19 protein-coding genes are annotated in these 18359 nt (G+C 65.3%); 13 read left to right on the top strand and 6 right to left on the bottom strand.

Annotation, left to right across the window (positions count from 1 at the left end; all coding sequences use genetic code 11):
• Window positions 1-7: 7 nt before the first annotated feature.
• Window positions 8-1165 carry an MFS transporter gene (locus LRP30_RS22795; RefSeq protein WP_128937370.1) on the bottom strand — a complete coding sequence of 386 codons (1158 nt, stop codon included), beginning with the start codon at window positions 1163-1165 and terminating at the stop codon, window positions 8-10.
• Window positions 1166-1337: 172 nt separating this feature from the next.
• On the opposite strand from LRP30_RS22795, the gene LRP30_RS22790 reads away from it, so the two are divergent.
• Window positions 1338-2597, top strand: a complete 1260-nt coding sequence (locus tag LRP30_RS22790) for an adenylate/guanylate cyclase domain-containing protein (RefSeq protein WP_128933356.1) — start codon at window positions 1338-1340, stop codon at window positions 2595-2597.
• A 183-nt stretch (window positions 2598-2780) separates the two neighbouring features.
• Here LRP30_RS22790 and LRP30_RS22785 read toward each other — a convergent pair whose 3' ends face one another.
• Window positions 2781-4025, bottom strand: a complete 1245-nt coding sequence (locus LRP30_RS22785) for an MFS transporter (RefSeq protein ID WP_249756386.1) — start codon at window positions 4023-4025, stop codon at window positions 2781-2783.
• 170 nt (window positions 4026-4195) lie between these two features.
• Between LRP30_RS22785 and LRP30_RS22780 the strand changes: the two genes are divergently transcribed.
• Complete coding sequence (locus tag LRP30_RS22780; protein ID WP_249756385.1) at window positions 4196-5548, top strand: Nramp family divalent metal transporter; 1353 nt, start codon at window positions 4196-4198, stop codon at window positions 5546-5548.
• 39 nt (window positions 5549-5587) lie between these two features.
• On the opposite strand, the gene LRP30_RS22775 is transcribed toward LRP30_RS22780, so the two are convergent.
• From LRP30_RS22775 to hemB, 4 genes are all read right to left on the bottom strand, one after another.
• Window positions 5588-6757 (bottom strand): IS481 family transposase, encoded by a 1170-nt coding sequence (locus tag LRP30_RS22775; RefSeq protein WP_128936665.1) that lies wholly within the window; start codon window positions 6755-6757, stop codon window positions 5588-5590.
• Between the two features lie 254 nt (window positions 6758-7011).
• Window positions 7012-7788, bottom strand: coding sequence for an arginyltransferase (locus LRP30_RS22770; RefSeq protein ID WP_128933359.1), 777 nt, complete (start codon window positions 7786-7788; stop codon window positions 7012-7014).
• A 114-nt stretch (window positions 7789-7902) separates the two neighbouring features.
• The gene (locus tag LRP30_RS22765) at window positions 7903-8442 is read right to left on the bottom strand and encodes an RDD family protein (protein WP_164939858.1); all 540 of its coding nucleotides are present in this window, start codon (window positions 8440-8442) and stop codon (window positions 7903-7905) included.
• Window positions 8443-8843: 401 nt separating this feature from the next.
• Window positions 8844-9905: a porphobilinogen synthase gene (hemB, locus tag LRP30_RS22760; protein WP_249756384.1), complete on the bottom strand. Its 1062-nt coding sequence runs from the start codon at window positions 9903-9905 to the stop codon at window positions 8844-8846.
• Window positions 9906-10028: 123 nt separating this feature from the next.
• Here hemB and LRP30_RS22755 point away from each other — a divergent pair, with 123 nt between their 5' ends.
• From LRP30_RS22755 to thiL, 11 genes are all read left to right on the top strand, one after another.
• Window positions 10029-10526, top strand: coding sequence for a DUF6163 family protein (locus LRP30_RS22755; RefSeq protein WP_128955723.1), 498 nt, complete (start codon window positions 10029-10031; stop codon window positions 10524-10526).
• Between the two features lie 543 nt (window positions 10527-11069).
• The gene (locus LRP30_RS22750) at window positions 11070-11588 is read left to right on the top strand and encodes a MarR family winged helix-turn-helix transcriptional regulator (RefSeq protein WP_091893258.1); all 519 of its coding nucleotides are present in this window, start codon (window positions 11070-11072) and stop codon (window positions 11586-11588) included.
• A gap of 198 nt (window positions 11589-11786) precedes the next feature.
• Complete coding sequence (locus LRP30_RS22745; RefSeq protein WP_249756383.1) at window positions 11787-12023, top strand: hypothetical protein; 237 nt, start codon at window positions 11787-11789, stop codon at window positions 12021-12023.
• A 37-nt stretch (window positions 12024-12060) separates the two neighbouring features.
• Window positions 12061-12282 (top strand): hypothetical protein, encoded by a 222-nt coding sequence (locus LRP30_RS22740; protein ID WP_091893260.1) that lies wholly within the window; start codon window positions 12061-12063, stop codon window positions 12280-12282.
• Between the two features lie 266 nt (window positions 12283-12548).
• Window positions 12549-13847, top strand: a complete 1299-nt coding sequence (gene glyA, locus LRP30_RS22735; RefSeq protein ID WP_128933364.1) for a serine hydroxymethyltransferase — start codon at window positions 12549-12551, stop codon at window positions 13845-13847.
• A 15-nt stretch (window positions 13848-13862) separates the two neighbouring features.
• Window positions 13863-14345, top strand: coding sequence for a transcriptional regulator NrdR (nrdR, locus tag LRP30_RS22730; protein ID WP_011087793.1), 483 nt, complete (start codon window positions 13863-13865; stop codon window positions 14343-14345).
• Complete coding sequence (gene ribD / locus LRP30_RS22725; RefSeq protein WP_249756382.1) at window positions 14342-15490, top strand: bifunctional diaminohydroxyphosphoribosylaminopyrimidine deaminase/5-amino-6-(5-phosphoribosylamino)uracil reductase RibD; 1149 nt, start codon at window positions 14342-14344, stop codon at window positions 15488-15490. Before nrdR ends, ribD begins: the two co-directional genes overlap by 4 nt.
• Window positions 15490-16098 (top strand): riboflavin synthase, encoded by a 609-nt coding sequence (locus tag LRP30_RS22720; protein ID WP_249756381.1) that lies wholly within the window; start codon window positions 15490-15492, stop codon window positions 16096-16098. Before ribD ends, LRP30_RS22720 begins: the two co-directional genes overlap by 1 nt.
• An 89-nt stretch (window positions 16099-16187) precedes the next feature.
• Window positions 16188-16679, top strand: a complete 492-nt coding sequence (gene ribH / locus LRP30_RS22715; protein ID WP_128941835.1) for a 6,7-dimethyl-8-ribityllumazine synthase — start codon at window positions 16188-16190, stop codon at window positions 16677-16679.
• A 3-nt stretch (window positions 16680-16682) separates the two neighbouring features.
• Entirely contained in the window at window positions 16683-17180 is a 498-nt protein-coding gene (nusB, locus tag LRP30_RS22710) for a transcription antitermination factor NusB (protein ID WP_249756380.1), read from the top strand.
• 154 nt (window positions 17181-17334) lie between these two features.
• Window positions 17335-18336 (top strand): thiamine-phosphate kinase, encoded by a 1002-nt coding sequence (gene thiL, locus LRP30_RS22705; RefSeq protein ID WP_249756379.1) that lies wholly within the window; start codon window positions 17335-17337, stop codon window positions 18334-18336.
• The last annotated feature ends 23 nt before the right edge of the window (window positions 18337-18359 follow it).

Raw genomic sequence — 18359 nt, 5'->3', positions numbered from 1 at the left:
TGGGCGGTCAATCCGGGCGTCGCTCCGGGCGGATCAGGAACAGGGCCGCCAACGCCGAGAGGCTGAGCGCGGAGGAGACGATCAGCACCTTGGCGCCCATGACGTCGATCAGCAGGCCGAAGGCGAGCGGCGCCACCGCCTGCGCCATCCGCGCCGGCGCGCCGATGATGCCGAGACGATAGCCGAAGTCCTTCGGCCCGAAGATCGCGAGCGGCAGCGTGCCGCGCGCGATCGTCAGGATGCCGTTGCCGGAGCCGTGGAACAGCGCAAACGCGCTCGCCGCGGCGCCGCCGAAGATTGCGACGACCACCGCGCCGATCGGATGGGTGAGGCAGGCGAGCCGCGTCGACCACAGCGGATGGAAACGGCTGAGGACGCCGGCTTCGAGGATGCGTGCGCCGACCTGGGCCGGCCCGATCAGCGCGCCGGCTGCGATGGCCTCGACCGGCGTTGCGCCCGTCGTCTCCAGGATGCGCGGGAAATGCGCGGCCATCGCCCCGGTGACGGTCCAGACCGCGGCGAAGATGAAGGCGAGCAGGATCATGGTGCGGTCGAGCGGCAGGTGCGGCTTCTCGGCGGTCGCTGCGGCCTGCCTGGCGCCCTTGATCGCCGGGAGCATGAAGAAGTTGAGAGGCAGGCCGACCAGGATGTTGGCGGCGGCCCAGGCAAAGCACGTCTCGCGCCAGCCGATATGCGACAGCCCCCAGGCGGTGAGCGGCCAGCCGACCGTGGAGGCGAAGCCCGCCATCAGCGTGATGCCGGTGATGGGCCTGCGCGCCTCGGTGCCATAGATGCGGCCGAGCGCGGCGAAGGCGGCGTCATAGAGGCCCATCGCCATGCCGATGCCGAGCACGAGCCAGGCGATCGCCATCACCGCCACCGACTGCGAGAGCCCGAGCAGGACGAGGCCGGCGGCGATGGTCAGGTTTGAGGCCGACAGCACCTGCCGTCCGCCGACAAGATCGATCTGTCGCCCGATGCGCGGGCCGAGCATCGCCGCGATCACGAGCGAAGCCGAGAACGCGCCGAAGATCCAGTTGGAGGAGACGCCGAGGTCGTGCGCCATGGGATCGGCAAGCAGCGCCGGCAGATAATAGCTGGAAGCCCAGGCCAGGGTCTGCGTGGTGCCGAGCGCCAGGATGATCGGAAGCTGGCGCTGGGTCATTTGCGCGTGCTTCCGATTCTGGCCGACAAAGTCATCATCGCCGGCATTTGCAGCCCGCGCGGCGGACGCGTCAACCGCGGCGGCGGCATATTCGACCTGCAAGGGACGGGAGCCTGGCGTCACGTCGGCCCTCGCGCCTTTCGCTCGTCACGAATGCGCGTCATAATGGCATATGCAAGTAACTTCGCGCCTTTCACTGATGAACTGGGTCGCCGGCCAGGGGCTTACGGGCCTCGCTGAACCCGAGCTGCTCCGCGGTTTCTGCGAGCGCTGCTGCGCCGAAGGGCTCGACCTGTCGCGCGGGCTCGTGGTCATCGACACGCTGCATCCGATCTACGAGGGCCGCGCGTTTCGCTGGAGCGATACGCCAACCAACGAGAGCGACGTCATCGAATACGGTTCGACCGCGGAGGGCGACGCCGCCAAGAACTGGCGCCGGTCGGTGTTCTATCATCTGCTCGAGCACGGGCACGACGAGATGGTGATCGATCTTGCTGATGCGCCGTCGCTCGATTTCTCGCAGATCGGCGACCTCGCCGAAAAGGGCCATCGGCATTTTCTTGCTTTCGTGCATCGATTCGGCGAGACCGGCGCGCTCGGGCAGATGGACTGTCTCTACTCCTACTGGACGACGCGGCGCGAGGACGGCTTTACGGAATCCGAGCTGGTCGCGCTGCGCGACCTCGTCCCCGTTCTTGGTCTCGCGATCAAGTCGGCGCAGCAGGTGGACATCGTGCGCACGCTCGGCCGCGTCTATCTCGGCCGCGACGCTTCCGAGCAAGTGCTCCGCGGGCGCATCTCGCGCGGCGTTACCGAGCGCATCAACGCCGTGCTTTGGTATTCGGACCTGCGCGGCTCGACCGGTATCAGCGAGAGCATCGGTCCCGACGAGATCATTCCGTTCCTCAATGACTATGCGCAGGCCGTGATCGACGCCATCCACGATGCCGGCGGTGACGTCCTCAAGCTGATCGGCGACGGTGTGCTCGCGATGTTCTGGGGCGAGGATATGGCGGATGCGCGTCGGGCCGCGCTGCGCGCCGAGCATCTGTTTCGCAAGAACATCACTGCCTTGAACAAGCGCCGGGCGGCCGACGGCCGTCCCACCACGTCGGCCTATATCGGCCTGCATGTCGGGGAGGTCTTCTACGGCAACATCGGCAGCGAGGACCGGCTCGATTTCACCGTGGTCGGGCCAACCGTCAACGAAGTCAGCCGCATCGCCTCGATGAGCCGCTCGGTCGATCGCGAACTGCTGGCGTCGTCGGAGTTTTACAAGGGTCTCGACGCCACCGGGCGCCGCTATCTCGTCTCCACCGGCCGCTATGCACTGCGCGGCATCGGTCGCGCGCAGGATCTGTACACGCTCGATCCCGACGTCGACGCCAGCGAGCCCGTGACGGGGAGCTACGAGCGCTATCTGGCGGGTTAGCGCAGGCTGCTTCCCCAACGTCGTCCTGGCGAAAGCCAGGACCCATAACCACCGTCCATAGTTTTGCGAAGATTGGTGATGACCACCGCAGTTTTGCGAAGATTGGTGATGACCACCGCGCAACACGTCTACTCCCTAGGGTAATGGGTCCTGGCTTTCGCCAGGACGACGCCAGGAAATGGTTCAACACCGCGCCGGCGCCTCATCGCCCACCATGTCGGGCTGCCGGTCCAGCGCCACGGCCGGTGACAGCAGGATCACCAGCGCCTGCACGCCGAACACGGCGGCGGCGAGATAGAGGCAGGCTTCCGCGCTCCAGATGCCGCCGACGATTGCGCCCAGCGCCGAGCCAAGCGGGCGGGCGCCGTAGCTCATGATGTTGATGGCGGAGACGCGCCCCAAGAGGCGCGGCGGTGTCACTGACTGGCGCAGTGTCGTTGTCGAGATCACCCACAGGATTGGCCCGACGCCGAGCAGGAAGAAGCTCAAGGCCGCAAGCCAGGGCGAGGGGACCAGCACCGTCAGTGCCATCACGAGCGCGGCGACGAAGCCGGTGACGGGCCCGAGCCCGACCACGGTGCCGAACGCGACGCGCTGCATCACGCGCGTGGCGACCAGCGCGCCGATCACCATGCCGACGCCGTACATCGTCAGCACGGTGCCGACGCCGGCGGCGCTCAGGCCGAGATGGCGCACGGCATAGGGCACGAACACCGCGATCTGCACGAACCATCCGGTGTTGAAGATGAACTGGGTGATGAACACCGGCCGCAGCAGCGGGTGGTGAAACACGAAGGCTGCGCCTTCGCGGATGTCCTGGAACGGGTGGCGCTGCGGCGCCGGCGCGCGAGCAGGCTCGTAGATGCCGGCGAGCAGCACCACTGCGACGGCCGAGAGCGCCGCGGCAAAGCCGAAGGCCGGGCTCGCGCCCCACCATCCCACCAGCGCGCCGCCGAGCGCAGGGCCGCTCGCAAAGGCGATGGTGCGCGCGAGCTCGATCCGCGCATTCGCCGCGGGCAACAGGTCCGGGCTCACCAGCGACGGCACCAGCGCCGGTGCGGCCACGCTGTAGACGACGGTGCCGCACACCGCAGCGAAGCCGAGCAACGCCAGCAGCGGCAAATTGAGCGCGCCCAGCGCCAGCAACAGCACGATGGCTGCGAGTGCGGCGGCCCGCAACGCCTCGGCTCCCGCCATCAGCCAGCGGCGGGAGATGCGGTCGGCGAGCACGCCGGCGGGAATGGCGAACAGGACGAAGGGCAGGGTGAGGGCGGTCTGTAGCAGGCCGGTCCGGCCTTCGGCGACCCCCAACGTCAGCACGGCGACGATGGGCGCTGCGGCCAGTGCGATCTGCTCGGCCGATTGCGCCGCAAGGTTCGACCAGGCGAGGCGGTTGAAGGTGTCAGGGAGGCGAGGAGGCGTTGACATGGCTCATATCCTGCAGAGGCGAATTTGCGCCAATGTTCGCCCGTGAGGACCACCGAACCCACCCGCTTCCCGACAAGAGGCGAGATTGCCACGGCCACGCCAGGAACCGGTGTGGCTAGATGCAGTTGCAAATGAGTTGCAATAAGAACCAAGTCGGGTATTCTGCCAGCATGGATGCCAGATCACCCCACCTGACCCCCGACGCAGCCGGCTGGCGTGCCGACGCGCCGACCACCAAGAGCCTCGCCGAGGTCAATTCCACCGTCGCCATTCCGGCCGCCGGCCGCTGGTGGCGGCGGCTGCTGGCCTTCGTCGGTCCGGGCTACCTCGTCTCGGTCGGCTACATGGATCCTGGCAATTGGGCGACCGACCTCGCCGGCGGATCGAAATTCGGCTACACGCTGCTCTCGGTCATCCTGCTCTCCAACCTGATGGCGATCCTGCTGCAGTCGCTGGCGGCGCGGCTCGGCATCGTCACCGACCGCGATCTCGCGCAGGCGTGCCGCGCCACCTATTCGCCGGCGGTCAACTTCCTGCTCTGGCTCGCCTGCGAGGCGGCGATCATTGCCTGCGATCTCGCCGAGGTCATCGGCACCGCGATCGCGCTGAAGCTTCTGTTCGGCATTCCTCTGATCGGCGGCGCGCTGCTCGCAGCCCTCGATGCCTTCCTGCTGCTGCTCCTGATGAACCGCGGCTTCCGCTTCCTCGAAGCCTTCGTCATCGCGCTGCTGGCGGTGATCGCGGTCTGCTTCGTGGTCCAGATCGCGGCTGCGGCGCCGCCGGTCGCGGAGGTGCTGCACGGCTTCGTGCCGAAGACTGAGATCTTCACCAATTCCGACATGCTCTACATCGCGATCGGCATCATCGGCGCGACCGTGATGCCGCATAATCTCTATCTGCACTCCTCGATCGTGCAGACGCGCGCTTACGAGCGCAACGACGAAGGCCGGCGCGAGGCGATCAAATGGGCGACGACGGACTCGACCATCGCCCTGATGCTGGCGCTGTTCATCAACGCCGCGATCCTCGTGGTGGCAGCTGCGACATTCCACAAGAGCGGCCATTCCGACGTCGCCGAGATCGGTCAGGCCTTCGAGCTACTGTCGCCGCTGCTCGGCCTCGGCATCGCCTCGACGCTCTTTGCGGTCGCGCTGCTCGCTTCCGGCCTCAATTCAACGGTCACGGCGACGCTCGCCGGCCAGATCGTGATGGAGGGCTTTCTCGACCTGCATCTGCCGAGCTGGGCGCGCCGCCTGCTCACGCGCGGCATCGCCATCATTCCGGTGATCATCGTCACCGCGATCTATGGCGAGCGCGGCACGGCGGATCTGTTGGTGTTCAGCCAGGTCGTGCTGTCGATGCAGCTGCCCTTCGCCGTGATTCCGCTGGTGCGATTCGTCTCCGACCGCCGCAAGATGGCGCAGTTCGCGATCCCGGTCTCGGTCGCCGCCGTCGCATGGATCGTCGCGGGGGTGATCGTGATTTTGAACGTGAAGCTGCTGGCGGATACGCTGTTCGGGTAATGTCGCCGCAATGCTTTCTGTCATCGCCCGGCTTGATGTTCAGCCCGGGGACATGACCGACGGGTGTTCGGGGACATAGCCGACACTTTCTCCGCTCGCCAAGTCGATGATAGCGATTTGGTGGGCGGCAAAGAAGATCCCGTATTGCGCATCGTTTGCCGAGGGGCGGATGGCGAGGCGCTCGCCACGGAAGGCCTGTGGCACTTTCCACAGACGTCCCTTGAAGCTGACATAGGCCTTGGTCGTGGAGACGCGGCGCACGATCTCATGGCTGTCGTATTCGACCTGTGGCAATCGATCGGGCATTGGTCGCTGGCTGGGCCGATATCGACTGGCCGGGACCTGTTGTCCGAGCGCCTCGTGTGGCCGTTCGAAGTTGTAGACTTCCCGCCAGGCGTCGAAGGCACGCTGCGTCTCTGCGAGATCGCGGAACTGTCGCAGTGCGAACACCTCAGCCGCGAGGGTGCGGTGGAATCGTTCATTCTTGCCGCGGCTTTGCGGGTGATATGGGCGGCTGCGGATGACGGCGACGCCAAGCTTGAGCAGCCACACCGAGAACCGTGTCCATCGCTCGCCGGAAGGATCACCCCAGGGCGAACCATTGTCGACGAAGAAGGCCTCCGGGAGCCCGTAGTGGCGAAAGGTCTTCTCCAGGCGGCTGCGCACGGTATCTGTGCGTTGATCGGCACAGGCCTGCAGACACAGATCATAGCGGGAGTGGTCATCCACCACCGTCAGAGGATGGCACTGGGTATCATTGCCGAGCCGAACCCAGCCTTTGAAGTCCATCTGCCACAACAGATTGGGGGCCGGCATCTCGAAACGCTGGCTTGCCATCGGGCCGCCGATCGGAGGCTTGATGCGGCCAGACCGACGCAAGATCTGATGAACTGTTGAGACTGCTGGCGAACGCAAACCATTGCGCTCCAGGCAGTGAGCTATCTTGCGAGCTCCCCATGCCGGATGGGCATCGCGCACCGCGAGAATACGTGCCTCGAGCTCGCAATCGGTCTGTCCCGGGCTCGCATGCGGTCGGCGCGAGCGGTCGTTGACATTCTGATCCGCTTGCCATCGTGCAAGCCACTTGTAGCCCGTGTCGGGATGGATATTGAACCGCCGGCAGAGCTCCCGCCGGTTCGCTCCCTCCTGCATCGCAAGCCGCACGAACTCCCGCCGCTGATCCATCACCGACACCTCTCGCCAGGGCATGGACTTGGCCTCCTTTACCGCCAAATCCCTGCACTATGATGTGTCGGCTATGTCCCCGAACACCCGTCGGTCATGTCCCCGGGCTGAACACTTGACCGGGCGATCCAGTATTCCAGAGCGCGTTGTGATTGAGTCGAGAAGCCGCGGCGTACTGGATGTCTCGGTCCCGGCTCCGCCAAGGCTACGCCGGGGCCACAAGCGTGCTCGGCCGCCGAAGCTTTAGCGAACGCGGCAAGCCGGGGCATGACGGTGAGCTAATCCTGCGGCTCGGACGTCGTGTCCCCCTGCGCGTCGATGCGCAGCCAGCCTGAGGGCGCGAGGCGCTGCTGCGGCAGGAAGCGGGCCTTGTAGTCCATCTTCTTGGAGCCCTCGATCCAGTAGCCGAGATAGACGTAAGGCAGGCCTTGGCGCCGCGCGCGCGCGATGTGGTCGAGGATCATGAAGGTGCCCATCGAGCGGCTGACCTGGCTCGGCTCGAAGAACGAATAGACCATCGACAGGCCATCGCTGAGCACATCGGTCAGCGCCACGGCGATCAGCTCTTCGCCGCGGCCGGTGAGGCCGCTGTCCGGGCCGCGCTTGCGGTACTCGATGATACGGGTCTCGACATGGCTATCCTCGACCATCATGGCGTAGTCGAGCACGGTCATGTCGGCCATGCCGCCGTGGCGGTGGCGGGCATCGAGATAGGCGCGGAACACCGAATATTGCTCGGAGGTGGGCACCGCGCTGCGCTGCTCGCCGATGATGTCGGCGTTGCGCGCCAGCACTTTTCGGAAGTTGCGGGAGGGCCGAAACTCGTTGGCGATCACCCGGACAGAGACGCAGGCGCGGCACTGGTCGCAGGCGGGGCGGTAGGCGATCGACTGGCTGCGGCGGAAGCCGCCATGGGTCAGGAGGTCGTTGAGGTCACCGGCGCGCTCACCGACGAGGTGCGTAAACACCTTGCGCTCCTGCCGGCCCGGCAGATAGGGGCACGGGGAAGGCGCCGTGAGGTAAAATTGAGGGGTATCGCGCGAGTGCTGGGTCAAGGGACGTCGTAGGCCTCCGAACTGTATCTCAGCATCGCGCTACGGACGCTCCCGGTCAATTGGCCTGCTCGGCAGATCAGTCAGTCTAGAAGGCCCGGGTTGATAGGTCGTTGATCAGTACGTCCTTGCGGCCTGGGGCGCGGGTACGCGAACCGAGTTGTTAATCACGACCGTTCCCAGCACGAAATCATGCAGCAGGCGACGGCGGCCGTTGAACAGGCCGACCAGCACCACGAAGGGCGACAGGAACGAGATCGTCACCCAGAACAGCACGGCATGGGTGGCGCCGAGGACGAAGTAACCGGGCGCGCCGTACCAGGTGCGCAGTTCCAGATCCATCACGCGCATGCCCACTGTTGCGGAGGAAGGGCCGCCGATGCTGGCGCCGTAATAGACGATGGCCCAGACCACCGAGGCCGGCCAGGCGATCCAGAACAGCGCCCAGCCAATGCCGAGCGTCACCACGCCGAACAGGGCGATGAAGATGTAGCCGAGGATCACCGGCACCGAGATCACGACCATGTCGATCAGGAAGGCGAACACCCGCCGCGTTGCAACGCCGCGGAACAGTTCCGGATGCAGATAGGGGTCGTAGGCGTGCGGCTGCATCCCGCCGTCGTTGCGCCAGGCGCCTGAATTGCCCGAGTCCGACATGTCCGTTTCTCCCAGCGAACCCCCCGTGCCAGGACATGGGAACAGGTCGTCCGCATGCCAAGGGCGCGCTGGGATCAACAAGCGAAAATATTCCGGCGATTCGGCGGCTGTCGGAGGCAGCGAGCTGTCGATCCTGGTGTCGTCCTGGTCCCATTACCGCAGGAAGGAGTGATTGCGGCGAAATGCCACTACGAGTCCTCGTCAAACAGAAGCTGGTGAGTATGGGTCCTTCGCAGGACGACGATGAGGAGGCAGGTGCGCCCGGTCTTCGCCGAAACGACGATGGGGAGGCAGCGGTAGGATGGGCAAAGGCGCGTTAGCGCCTTGCCCACCATCGTTCCGCGATCACAAGCCGGAATAGTGGGCACGTCGCTACGCGACTTTGCCCACCCTACAGCACCTTATCCTTGGCTCCGCAGCTTCTCCGCGGCCTTCGGCGCGAAGTAGCTCAGCACACCGTCGGCGCCGGCGCGCTTGAAGGCGAGCAGGCTCTCCATCATGGCACGGTCGCCGTCGAGCCAGCCGTTATTGGCGGCGGCTGCGATCATCGCGTATTCGCCGGAGACCTGGTAGGCGAAGGTCGGCATCGCGAAGGTATCCTTCACGCGGCGAACCACGTCGAGATAGGGCATGCCCGGCTTCACCATCACCATGTCGGCGCCTTCGGCGATGTCGAGCTCGACCTCGCGCAGTGCTTCATCGGTATTGGCGCTGTCCATCTGGTAGGTGCGCTTGTCGCCGGTGAGCGTCTTGGCCGAGCCGATGGCGTCGCGGAACGGGCCGTAGAAGGCCGAGGCGTATTTGGCCGCATAGGCCATGATCTGCACGTCGATCAGGCCTGAGCGGTCCAGCCCCTCGCGGATCGCGGCGACGCGGCCGTCCATCATGTCGGAGGGCGCGATGATGTCGCAGCCGGCCTCGGCCTGCACCAGGGCTTGGCGCACCAGCACCGCGACCGTCTCGTCGTTCAAGATCTTGCCGTCGGAGATCAGGCCGTCGTGACCGTGACTGGTGAACGGATCGAGCGCGACGTCGCAGAGAATGCCGATCTCCGGAAACTCCTTTTTGATCGCGCGCACAGCCTGGCAGACCAGATTGTTCGGATTGGTCGCTTCCGATCCTTCCTCGTCGCGCAGGGACGGGTCGGTATAGGGAAACAGCGCGATGCAGGGGATGGTGAGCTTCATCGCACGCTCGACTTCGCGCACGGCCTGGTCGACGCTGAGGCGGTCGACGCCGGGCATCGAGGCGACCTGCTCGCGCTCATTGCTGCCGTCGATCAGGAACAGCGGCCAGATCAGATCATCCGTGGTGAGGACGTTCTCGCGCACCATGCGCCGGGCCCACTCGGCCTTGCGGTTGCGGCGCGGACGGACGGTCAGATCGAGGGCAGGGGAGGCGCCGGCATCATCCCGGCGCGAAACCTCGCGCAGTTCGATCGGACGTCCGTATTTGATCGCCATTACTCTTCCTCCGGCTGGAATTATTCTTATACCAGCTCGCATGGTTCCCGTCACCGCGGCTTGACCTGCCGCAAGGGATGGCCCCCGATTGATTTTGCGGGGCGAAACAGCCAGAAGGGGGCCATGTCCGAGATCTCCACCCGCGATGCGGCCCGCGACAATGCCAGGGACAATGCCAGAGACACCGCCAGGGATGGCGCGATGTCGGTGGCGGCGATCTCGTCGGAGCGCTCCCAGTCCGATGACAATGTGTGGACGCGCCGGCTCGTGTTGTTCCTGCGGGTGATGGCGCTGCTCTCGATCCTGAAGGGTCTCTATCACTGGGCGCAAGTGACAGGTTTCGTCGGTGGCGAGGACGAGGCGTTCGAGAACCAGTCGATGGCCTGGCAGGCCGCGACCGTCTACTTCGCCGTGATCGAGCTTGTCGCGGCGGTTGGTCTGTGGCTGGCGACGCCCTGGGGCGCGGTGGTGTGGTTGACGACCGTGGTGTCGATGGCGGTGATCGAGCTGATGTTCCCCGGCATCTACGGCGGCAGCCTCGTCGTGGTCGGCGTCGAAGCGTTCATGCTCGCCGCATATCTCGCGCTCGCTTGGATGGCCGCGCGGGAACGACCGCCATAGGCGACGTGGTCGCCCGCAAAGATAATCGCGTGCCCCGGACGCAATGCGGCGCGCCCCTGGCGATGCGAAGCATCGTCCAGTGCGGCGTGATGCGTTGCAGAGCCGGGGCCCATCTTACCGCAATCTCGTTGTCGCCTTCTGGGTCCCGGCTCTGCGCTTCGCTTGTCCGGGACACGAGACTGGCGTTAGCGGAGTTGTGCGCGATTGGTTGACCGCTGGTTGCCTAAAATTTGCGGTAAGTTTTCGTTGACCAGCCTGTTCCGCCACAGCTGTTACGCGCCCGTTTCGAAACGGGGCGGGGCTGTACTGGAATGCGACAATAGGGGCGGACGGAGGGTGAACAGGACCTTGCGAGGGTCAACAGAGGGTTGCGAAAAGTCCTTTTGCGACAGGCTTAATCCGCAATTCACTGTCTTAAATTCATGATCTCTTTATTCTCTTATTTAAGCCGATCTTCAAACGAGCCCCTTAAGTTGCACCTATCAGACGGAACACAAGTTTCGTCGAATAAGTGTCGATAAAAACGACAACAGGGGAAGTGTCATGATGAAAGCCGTCGCAACTGCGGCAGATACCGCAGAGCGCGTCTCCGGCCAGCAGGGTTCGGTGCAGTCGCTCTATCTGGAAGCTTTGACTCTGGTGGAGCGGCTGCATCGCCGGCTCCTCGACGTGATCAAGGATGAATTCGATCGCCGCGGCCGTGCGGACATCAACTCGGTCCAGGCGCTCCTGCTCTACAACATCGGCGACAAGGAGCTGACCGCGGGCGAGCTGCGCACGCGCGGTTACTATCTCGGCTCCAACGTCTCCTACAATCTGAAGAAGCTCGTCGAGCTCGGCTTCCTCGATCATCAGCGCTCGCGCGTTGATCGCCGCTCGGTGCGCATCCGCCTGACCCCGCAGGGCCACGAAGTCCGCCGCATCGTCGATGCGCTCTACCAGAAGCACGTCAAGACGGTGGAGCAGGTCGGCGGCATCTCCGGCGAGGAGTTCTCGACCCTCAACAAGTCGCTGCACCGTCTCGAGCGGTTCTGGACCGACCAGATCCTGTACCGGCTCTGAGTTCCAAGGGACAAGGCCAAGCCGGCCCCCACAAGACCGGCAAGCCTTTCCGAACGTGGCTTAAACTTCCCCAGGCGCTCCGGCCCGGATCCCTCCGGACCGGCGCGCTTTTAATTTTTTGCACCTGCGAAAAAAGTCTCGCGGATGAGGAACCAGTTCCGGGCTCGGCGCTTATCTCCTTCGGATCGGAGAATGTCGATGCTGGTCGAGCGCGGGCCTCAGGCGATGAACGTGGAACTCGTGAGCGAGGCCTACGCCATTGCCGCGAACTACCTTCGCCGCTCCGGCACGATCCCCGACTCCCTTGTCACCGACGAGCGCCTGCTCAGGATCATCGTCAAGCTGCTCCAGCAGGGCGAATTCAACAAGATCAGGCTCGCCAATAAGGCGATCGCCCGGTTCGAGACGCAGTCCGAGGCCCGCGCGGTTGCCTGATCAAAACTCCCAAGATTCAAGAGAACCAGAGGGTGCCATGGAAGCCGCCATCGACCGCATCATGCAGACCTATGACCTGCTCGCCAACCGCACCGCAGCGGCGAGCGAGGAGGCTCGGGCCAAGGTCACCAACTATCTCAATACGTTGATGGAGGCCGGCGAAAAGGACACCCACCGGTTGACGGTTTGCGGCCTGACCTATCTCCGGCAGCTCGACGGCAGCGTGGACCCGGTGAAGGCGGGCTATACCGGGCTATGAATCGCCACCGGCTGGGGCCGGCGGCCGTTGGCGCGAGGTGAGGCCCAAAGCGGTCCTAGTCCGGACAGTCGCAGAGGAGCGGTTCTATGAAACCGCTCCAGCGCCGAAAACCTCAAATCTCCACCATATCTTGCATAAATCTCTTGTCCGACCCGCAAATGCTTGGCCGGGGGCGGGCAATGTGGTAGATCGCGCGTGCTTCCGACCGCCACACCAGACCCGCCCGTAGCCCGCCAAAAGGCTGCGGCGGTGGAGATATTCGCAAGATGACCTCAGCCAAAACCGCCTCCGCGCCCGATTCGTTTTTCACCGCCTCGCTCGAGCAGGCCGACCCGGACATTGCCGCCGCCATCAGGGGCGAACTCGGCCGGCAGCGCCATGAGGTCGAGCTGATCGCCTCCGAGAACATTGTCAGCCGGGCCGTGCTGGAAGCGCAGGGTTCGGTGATGACCAACAAATATGCGGAAGGTTATCCGGGCGCGCGCTACTACGGCGGTTGTGAGTGGGTCGACGTCGCTGAGAACCTTGCGATCGATCGCGCCAAGAAGCTGTTCGGCGCTGGCTTCGCCAACGTGCAGCCGAACTCCGGCAGCCAGATGAATCAGGCGGTGTTTCTGGCGCTGCTCCAGCCCGGCGACACCTTCATGGGTCTTGATCTTGCGGCCGGCGGCCATCTCACCCACGGCTCGCCCGTCAACATGAGCGGCAAGTGGTTCAAGGCCGCGCACTACACCGTGCGCCGCGAGGACCAGATCATCGACATGGACGCGGTCGCCAAGCAGGCCGAAGAGGTCAAGCCGAAGCTGATCGTCGCGGGCGGCTCGGCCTATTCGCGCGCCTGGGACTTCAAGCGTTTCCGCGAGATCGCGGACAGCGTCGGCGCCTATCTCTTGGTCGACATGGCGCACTTCGCCGGCCTCGTCGCCGGCGGCGTGCACGCTTCGCCGGTGCCGTATGCCCACGTCACCACCACCACGACGCACAAGTCGCTGCGCGGTCCGCGCGGCGGCCTGATGCTGTGGAATGACGAGACGCTGACCAAGAAGCTGAACGGGGCGATTTTCCCGGGCCTCCAGGGCGGCCCCCTGATGCATGTGATCGCGGCCAAGGCGGTTGCCTTCGGCGAGGCGCTGCGTCCGGACTTCAAGGTCTATGCCAAGAACGTCGTCGAGAACGCCAAGGCGTTGGCCGAGGCGATGAAGAGCCACGGTTTTGATATTGTCTCTGGTGGTACCGATAACCATCTGATGCTCGTCGACCTCAGGCCGAAAGGCCTGAAGGGCAACGTCTCGGAGAAGGCGCTGGTCCGCGCCGCCATCACCTGCAACAAGAACGGCATTCCGTTCGACCCCGAAAAGCCCTTCGTCACCTCGGGCCTGCGTCTCGGCACTCCCGCCGCGACCACCCGCGGTTTCGGTGTCGCCGAATTCCAGCAGGTCGGCGGCATGATTGCCGAGGTCCTCAACGCGATCGCGCAATCCGACGACGGCAAGGCGCCGCTCGTGGAAGCTGCGATCAAGGAACGGGTCAAGGCGCTCACCGACCGGTTCCCGATCTACCAGTAAGGCTTGGGTAAACGGATGCGCTGCCCGAACTGCAACAGTCTCGATACGCAGGTAAAGGACTCGCGTCCGACCGAGGACTCTTCTGTCATCCGCAGGCGGCGCGTATGCGTCGCCTGCAATTTCCGCTTCACCACCTTCGAGCGCGTGCAGTTGCGCGAGCTCACGGTGATCAAGCGCAACGGCCGCCGCGTGCCGTTCGACCGCGACAAGCTGATGCGCTCGGTGCAGATCTCTCTCCGCAAGCGGCAGGTCGAGCCGGAGCGGGTGGAGAAGATGGTCTCCACCATCGTGCGCGAGCTCGAGACCGGCGGCGAGGCCGAGATCTCGTCCGAGGTGATCGGCGAGACCGTGATGGAGCATCTGCGCACGCTCGACGACGTCGCCTATGTGCGCTTCGCCTCCGTCTATCGCAATTTCCGCGAGGCCAAGGATTTTGCCGACGTGCTCGGCGAGCTCTCCGGTGAGGAGGAAGCGCGGCTCGCCGCGATCCGCAAATGATCTTCCGCATATTGGAGGATCAGTTCGCGCAGAAGGCCCGTGAGGCCAAGGATGCCGATCTCCGCTTCATGCAGCTGGCGCTTTCGCTTGGGCGCCGCGGGCAGGGTCGCACTTGGCCGAACCCGGCCGTCGGTGCGGTCATCGTCAAGGATGGGGTCATCGTCGGCCGCGGCTGGACACAGCCCGGAGGGCGGCCGCATGGCGAGCCCGAGGCCTTGCTGCGGGCCGGCGAGGCGGCGCGCGGCGCCACGCTCTACGTCACGCTGGAGCCATGCTCGCATTTCGGCAAGTCGCCGCCTTGCGCCGATGCGGTGATCGCCGCCGGCATCAAGCGGGTGGTCGCCGCGATCGAGGATCCCAATCCGGAAGTTGCCGGCCAGGGCCATGCGCGTTTGCGGGCAGCCGGCATCGTCGTGGATGTGGGTCCATGCGCTGCGGAAGCCGCGTTCGATCACGCCGGCCATTTCCGCCGCATCCGGGACAAGCGTCCGCACGTGATCCTGAAGCTCGCGGTCTCGCCCGACGGCAAGATCGGCGCGGCCGGCGGCAAGCCGGTTGCGATCACCGGCGAGGCGGTGCGCAATCGCGTGCATCTCTTGCGCGCGCAGAGCGATGCCATCCTGGTCGGCATCGGCACGGTGTTGGCAGATGATCCGCTTCTGACCTGCCGCCTGCCGGGCATGGCGGCGCGCTCGCCGGTGCGGGTCGTGCTCGATCAGAGCCTACGGATACCCGGCGCAAGCAAGCTCGTTCGCACCGCGCGCGAGACGCCGCTCTGGGTGGTGAGCTCTGAACTCGCCGAAGCTGCGGCCGCCATGCGGCTTGGCGCGGCCGGTGCGCAAATGTTGCGCGTGCCGCCGGTCGGCGCATCAGGGCTCGATCTTGCGGCCGTGCTGCATGCGTTGGCCGAGAAAGGCATCACGCGCCTGATGGTCGAGGGCGGCAGCCGCGTTGCCGCGTCCTTTGTGGTGGCCGACCTCGTCGACGAAATCTGGCTGTTCCGCGGCACGGAAGAGGTGGGCGCCGGCGGCGTCGATGCGCTCGATGCATTGCCCCTGTCGAAAATCACGCAGTCGCAGGCCTACAAGGTTCATGCTAGCGAGACATTCGACAGGGATACTCTCACCGTTTACGAGCGCTCGTAATGTTCACTGGCATTGTCACCGATATCGGCGAGATCGTCAGCTTCACGCCAACGGCGCAGGGGCAGCTGCACCGCCTGCGCATCGCCTGCCGTTATGATCAGACCACCATCGCAGATGGCGCCTCGATCGCCTGCAACGGCGTCTGCCTCACCGTGGTCGCCTCCGGCATTGAGGGGAATAAGACCTGGTTCGACGTCGATGCCGCCGCCGAGACGCTGGCGCTGACGACCGCAAAACACTGGAAGGTCGGAACAAAGCTCAACCTCGAGCGGGCGCTCAAGATCGGTGACGAGCTCGGCGGCCACATCGTCGCCGGCCATGCCGACGGCATCGCGACGCTTCTCAGCCGCGAGGACCTGCCCGACATGGCGCGGTTCGAGCTCTCGACGACGCGCGAGCTGGCGCGCTTCATCGCCACCAAGGGCTCGGTCACGCTCGACGGCGTGTCGCTGACCGTCAATACGGTGAAAGACACGACCTTTACGGTGCTGATCATCCCGCACACGCTGACGGTGACGATGATCGGCGGCTGGAAGGCGGGGCACGAGGTCAATATCGAGGTCGATCTGATGGCCCGCTACGCGGCGCGGCTGACGGAAATGAAGTGACCGGCGCAGCCGGAACGACGGTTTAAAACTTGGCTTACCCGCCTGCGGCGACTACATAACGCGCCGACCACTGTAGAACGGATTGAACGATGGCAGACGCGCGGCGCGCACCCCTGAAGGACCAGACCGACATCTCCGGCGCACGCGCGCTGATTGTCGAGGCGCGGTTCTATGACGATCTCCAGGACGCGCTCCTGGACGGCGCAGTCGCCGAGCTGAAGGCGGCCGGCCTGACCCATGACGTCATCACGGTTCCCGGCGCGCTGGAGATTCCGGCAGCAGTTGCCATCGCGATCGACGCGGCTGCGGCGAACGGCAGGCCCTATGACGCGGTGATTGCGCTCGGCTGCGTGATCCGCGGCGACACCATCCATTTCGAGATCGTCTCGCAGGAATCCTCGCGCGCGCTGATGGATCTTGCGGTGGCGCGAAAGCTACCGCTCGGCAACGGCATCCTCACCGTCAACACCGAGGCGCAGGCCTGGGCGCGGGCACGCGCCAGCGAGCTCAACAAGGGCGGCGATGCCGCACGTGCCGCGCTTGCGATGCTGCGCATCAAACGCCGCCTGGCGCAGGCCTGAGCCATGGCCGACAACAACAAAAAGCCGGCGGGCGCTCCGGAGAAGAAGGCGAACCGCCGCGGCGCGGCGCGGCTTGCCGCCGTGCAGGCGCTGTACCAGATGGACATCGCGGGAGCCGGCATCAACGACATTTTTGCGGAGTTCGAGAGCCATTGGCTCGGCAACGAGGTCGAGGGCGACACATACCTGCCGGCAGAGGCCGCCTTCTTCCGCGATGTCGTCTCCGGCGTCGTTCGCGACCAGAGGAAGCTCGATCCGCTGATCGACGAGGCGCTGTCGAAGGGCTGGCCCTTGAAGCGGATCGAGGCGATCCTGCGGGCGGTGCTGCGCGCAGGAGCCTACGAATTGGAGCACCGCAAGGATGTGCCGGGTCGCGTGGTGATCTCCGAATATGTCGACGTCGCCAACGCTTTCGTCGATCGCGAGGAGACTGGTATGGTCAACGCGGTGCTCGACCAGATTGGCCGCCAGTTTCGCGGTGACGAGTTCGGGCGGGGGTAATTGAGACGACGACTTCCGCCGTAGCCGTCACCCTGAGGTGCCGGAGCGAAGCGGAGGCCTCGAAGGGCGGCGGCGTGCCGCTGAGGTCGCACCTCGGCCGTGCATCCTTCGAGGCTCGCAAGGGCTCGCACCTCAGAATGACGGGTCTGTTATCGTGACGCAGGACAAATACCAAATTTCCGGCGAAGGCTCCCTCATCGCGCGCTATTTCAAGCCGCTGGCGACCGATCCCGGCGCGTTCGGACTGGTCGATGATGCCGCTATCCTGAGATCTGCGGGCGAGGACATCGTCGTCACCACCGACGCGGTGGTGGAGGGCGTGCATTATCTTGTCACCGATCCGCCTGACGCCATCGCGCGCAAGGCACTGCGGGTGAACCTGTCCGACCTCGCGGCCAAAGGAGCGGTGCCGGCCGGCTTCGTGCTGACGCTGGCATTGCGCAGCAAGGAGGATGCCTGGCTCAGGCCGTTTGCGGATGCGCTCGGCGAGGACGCCAAGAGCTTCGCGTGCCCGCTGCTCGGCGGCGATACGGTGTCGACCCCAGGACCGCAGATGGTCTCGATCACTGCCTTCGGCCGCGTGCCGCAGGGACGGATGGTCGGCCGCACCGGCGCACGGCCGGGTGATCGCATCCTGGTGACGGGCACGATCGGCGATGCTGCGCTCGGCCTCGACGTGCTTACGGGCGGCGCTGCGGCCGGCGCGCTGACATCCGATCCCGCTGCACGGGATTTTCTGGTCTCGCGCTATCGCGTGCCGCAGCCGCGCAACGTGCTGGCGCAGGCCGTGCGCGATCATGCGACCGCTGCGATGGACGTCTCCGACGGGCTCGCCGGCGATCTGACAAAGCTCTGTGCGGCATCGGGCGTCTCGGCCACGGTCGAGGTGGCGAACGTGCCGCTCTCGGCTGCGGCCGCAAGCCTGATCGCGCGCAACGCTGTTGGCGTCGAGACGCTGCTGGCGGGCGGCGACGATTACGAGGTGCTGTGCACCGTTCCGCCGGCACAAAGCGATGCGTTGATCGCAGCCGGGCGGACGGCAGGCCTCGCCGTCACCGCCATTGGCACGATCATCGAGGGCGGGGCGCCACCGCGCTTCCTGGATGGGCAGGGCCAGGAACTGATCTTGAAGCGGCTGTCGTACAGCCACTTCTAGGAATTGCTCCAAACCGGCATCTT

Source organism: Bradyrhizobium sp. C-145 (assembly GCF_023375135.1).
In the GTDB taxonomy this organism is placed as follows: Bacteria; Pseudomonadota; Alphaproteobacteria; order Rhizobiales; family Xanthobacteraceae; genus Bradyrhizobium; species Bradyrhizobium zhanjiangense.
The sequence above is the reverse complement of the archived record's forward strand: the minus strand, read 5'-3'. Positions and strand labels throughout refer to the sequence as shown.

Excerpts from the sequence above, each read along its gene's own strand:
- LRP30_RS22745 (WP_249756383.1), top strand. The coding sequence starts at position 11,787 with ATGCTGGTCGAGCGCGGGCCTCAGGCGATGAACGTGGAACTCGTGAGC.
- ribH (WP_128941835.1), top strand. The coding sequence starts at position 16,188 with ATGGCAGACGCGCGGCGCGCACCCCTGAAGGACCAGACCGACATCTCC.
- nrdR (WP_011087793.1), top strand. The coding sequence starts at position 13,863 with ATGCGCTGCCCGAACTGCAACAGTCTCGATACGCAGGTAAAGGACTCG.
- LRP30_RS22790 (WP_128933356.1), top strand. The coding sequence starts at position 1,338 with ATGCAAGTAACTTCGCGCCTTTCACTGATGAACTGGGTCGCCGGCCAG.
- LRP30_RS22765 (WP_164939858.1), bottom strand. The coding sequence starts at position 8,442 with ATGTCGGACTCGGGCAATTCAGGCGCCTGGCGCAACGACGGCGGGATG.
- LRP30_RS22795 (WP_128937370.1), bottom strand. The coding sequence starts at position 1,165 with ATGACCCAGCGCCAGCTTCCGATCATCCTGGCGCTCGGCACCACGCAG.
- LRP30_RS22720 (WP_249756381.1), top strand. The coding sequence starts at position 15,490 with ATGTTCACTGGCATTGTCACCGATATCGGCGAGATCGTCAGCTTCACG.
- hemB (WP_249756384.1), bottom strand. The coding sequence starts at position 9,905 with ATGGCGATCAAATACGGACGTCCGATCGAACTGCGCGAGGTTTCGCGC.
- LRP30_RS22775 (WP_128936665.1), bottom strand. The coding sequence starts at position 6,757 with ATGCCCTGGCGAGAGGTGTCGGTGATGGATCAGCGGCGGGAGTTCGTG.
- glyA (WP_128933364.1), top strand. The coding sequence starts at position 12,549 with ATGACCTCAGCCAAAACCGCCTCCGCGCCCGATTCGTTTTTCACCGCC.
- LRP30_RS22785 (WP_249756386.1), bottom strand. The coding sequence starts at position 4,025 with ATGTCAACGCCTCCTCGCCTCCCTGACACCTTCAACCGCCTCGCCTGG.
- ribD (WP_249756382.1), top strand. The coding sequence starts at position 14,342 with ATGATCTTCCGCATATTGGAGGATCAGTTCGCGCAGAAGGCCCGTGAG.
- LRP30_RS22780 (WP_249756385.1), top strand. The coding sequence starts at position 4,196 with ATGGATGCCAGATCACCCCACCTGACCCCCGACGCAGCCGGCTGGCGT.
- nusB (WP_249756380.1), top strand. The coding sequence starts at position 16,683 with ATGGCCGACAACAACAAAAAGCCGGCGGGCGCTCCGGAGAAGAAGGCG.
- LRP30_RS22750 (WP_091893258.1), top strand. The coding sequence starts at position 11,070 with ATGATGAAAGCCGTCGCAACTGCGGCAGATACCGCAGAGCGCGTCTCC.
- LRP30_RS22755 (WP_128955723.1), top strand. The coding sequence starts at position 10,029 with ATGTCCGAGATCTCCACCCGCGATGCGGCCCGCGACAATGCCAGGGAC.
- LRP30_RS22740 (WP_091893260.1), top strand. The coding sequence starts at position 12,061 with ATGGAAGCCGCCATCGACCGCATCATGCAGACCTATGACCTGCTCGCC.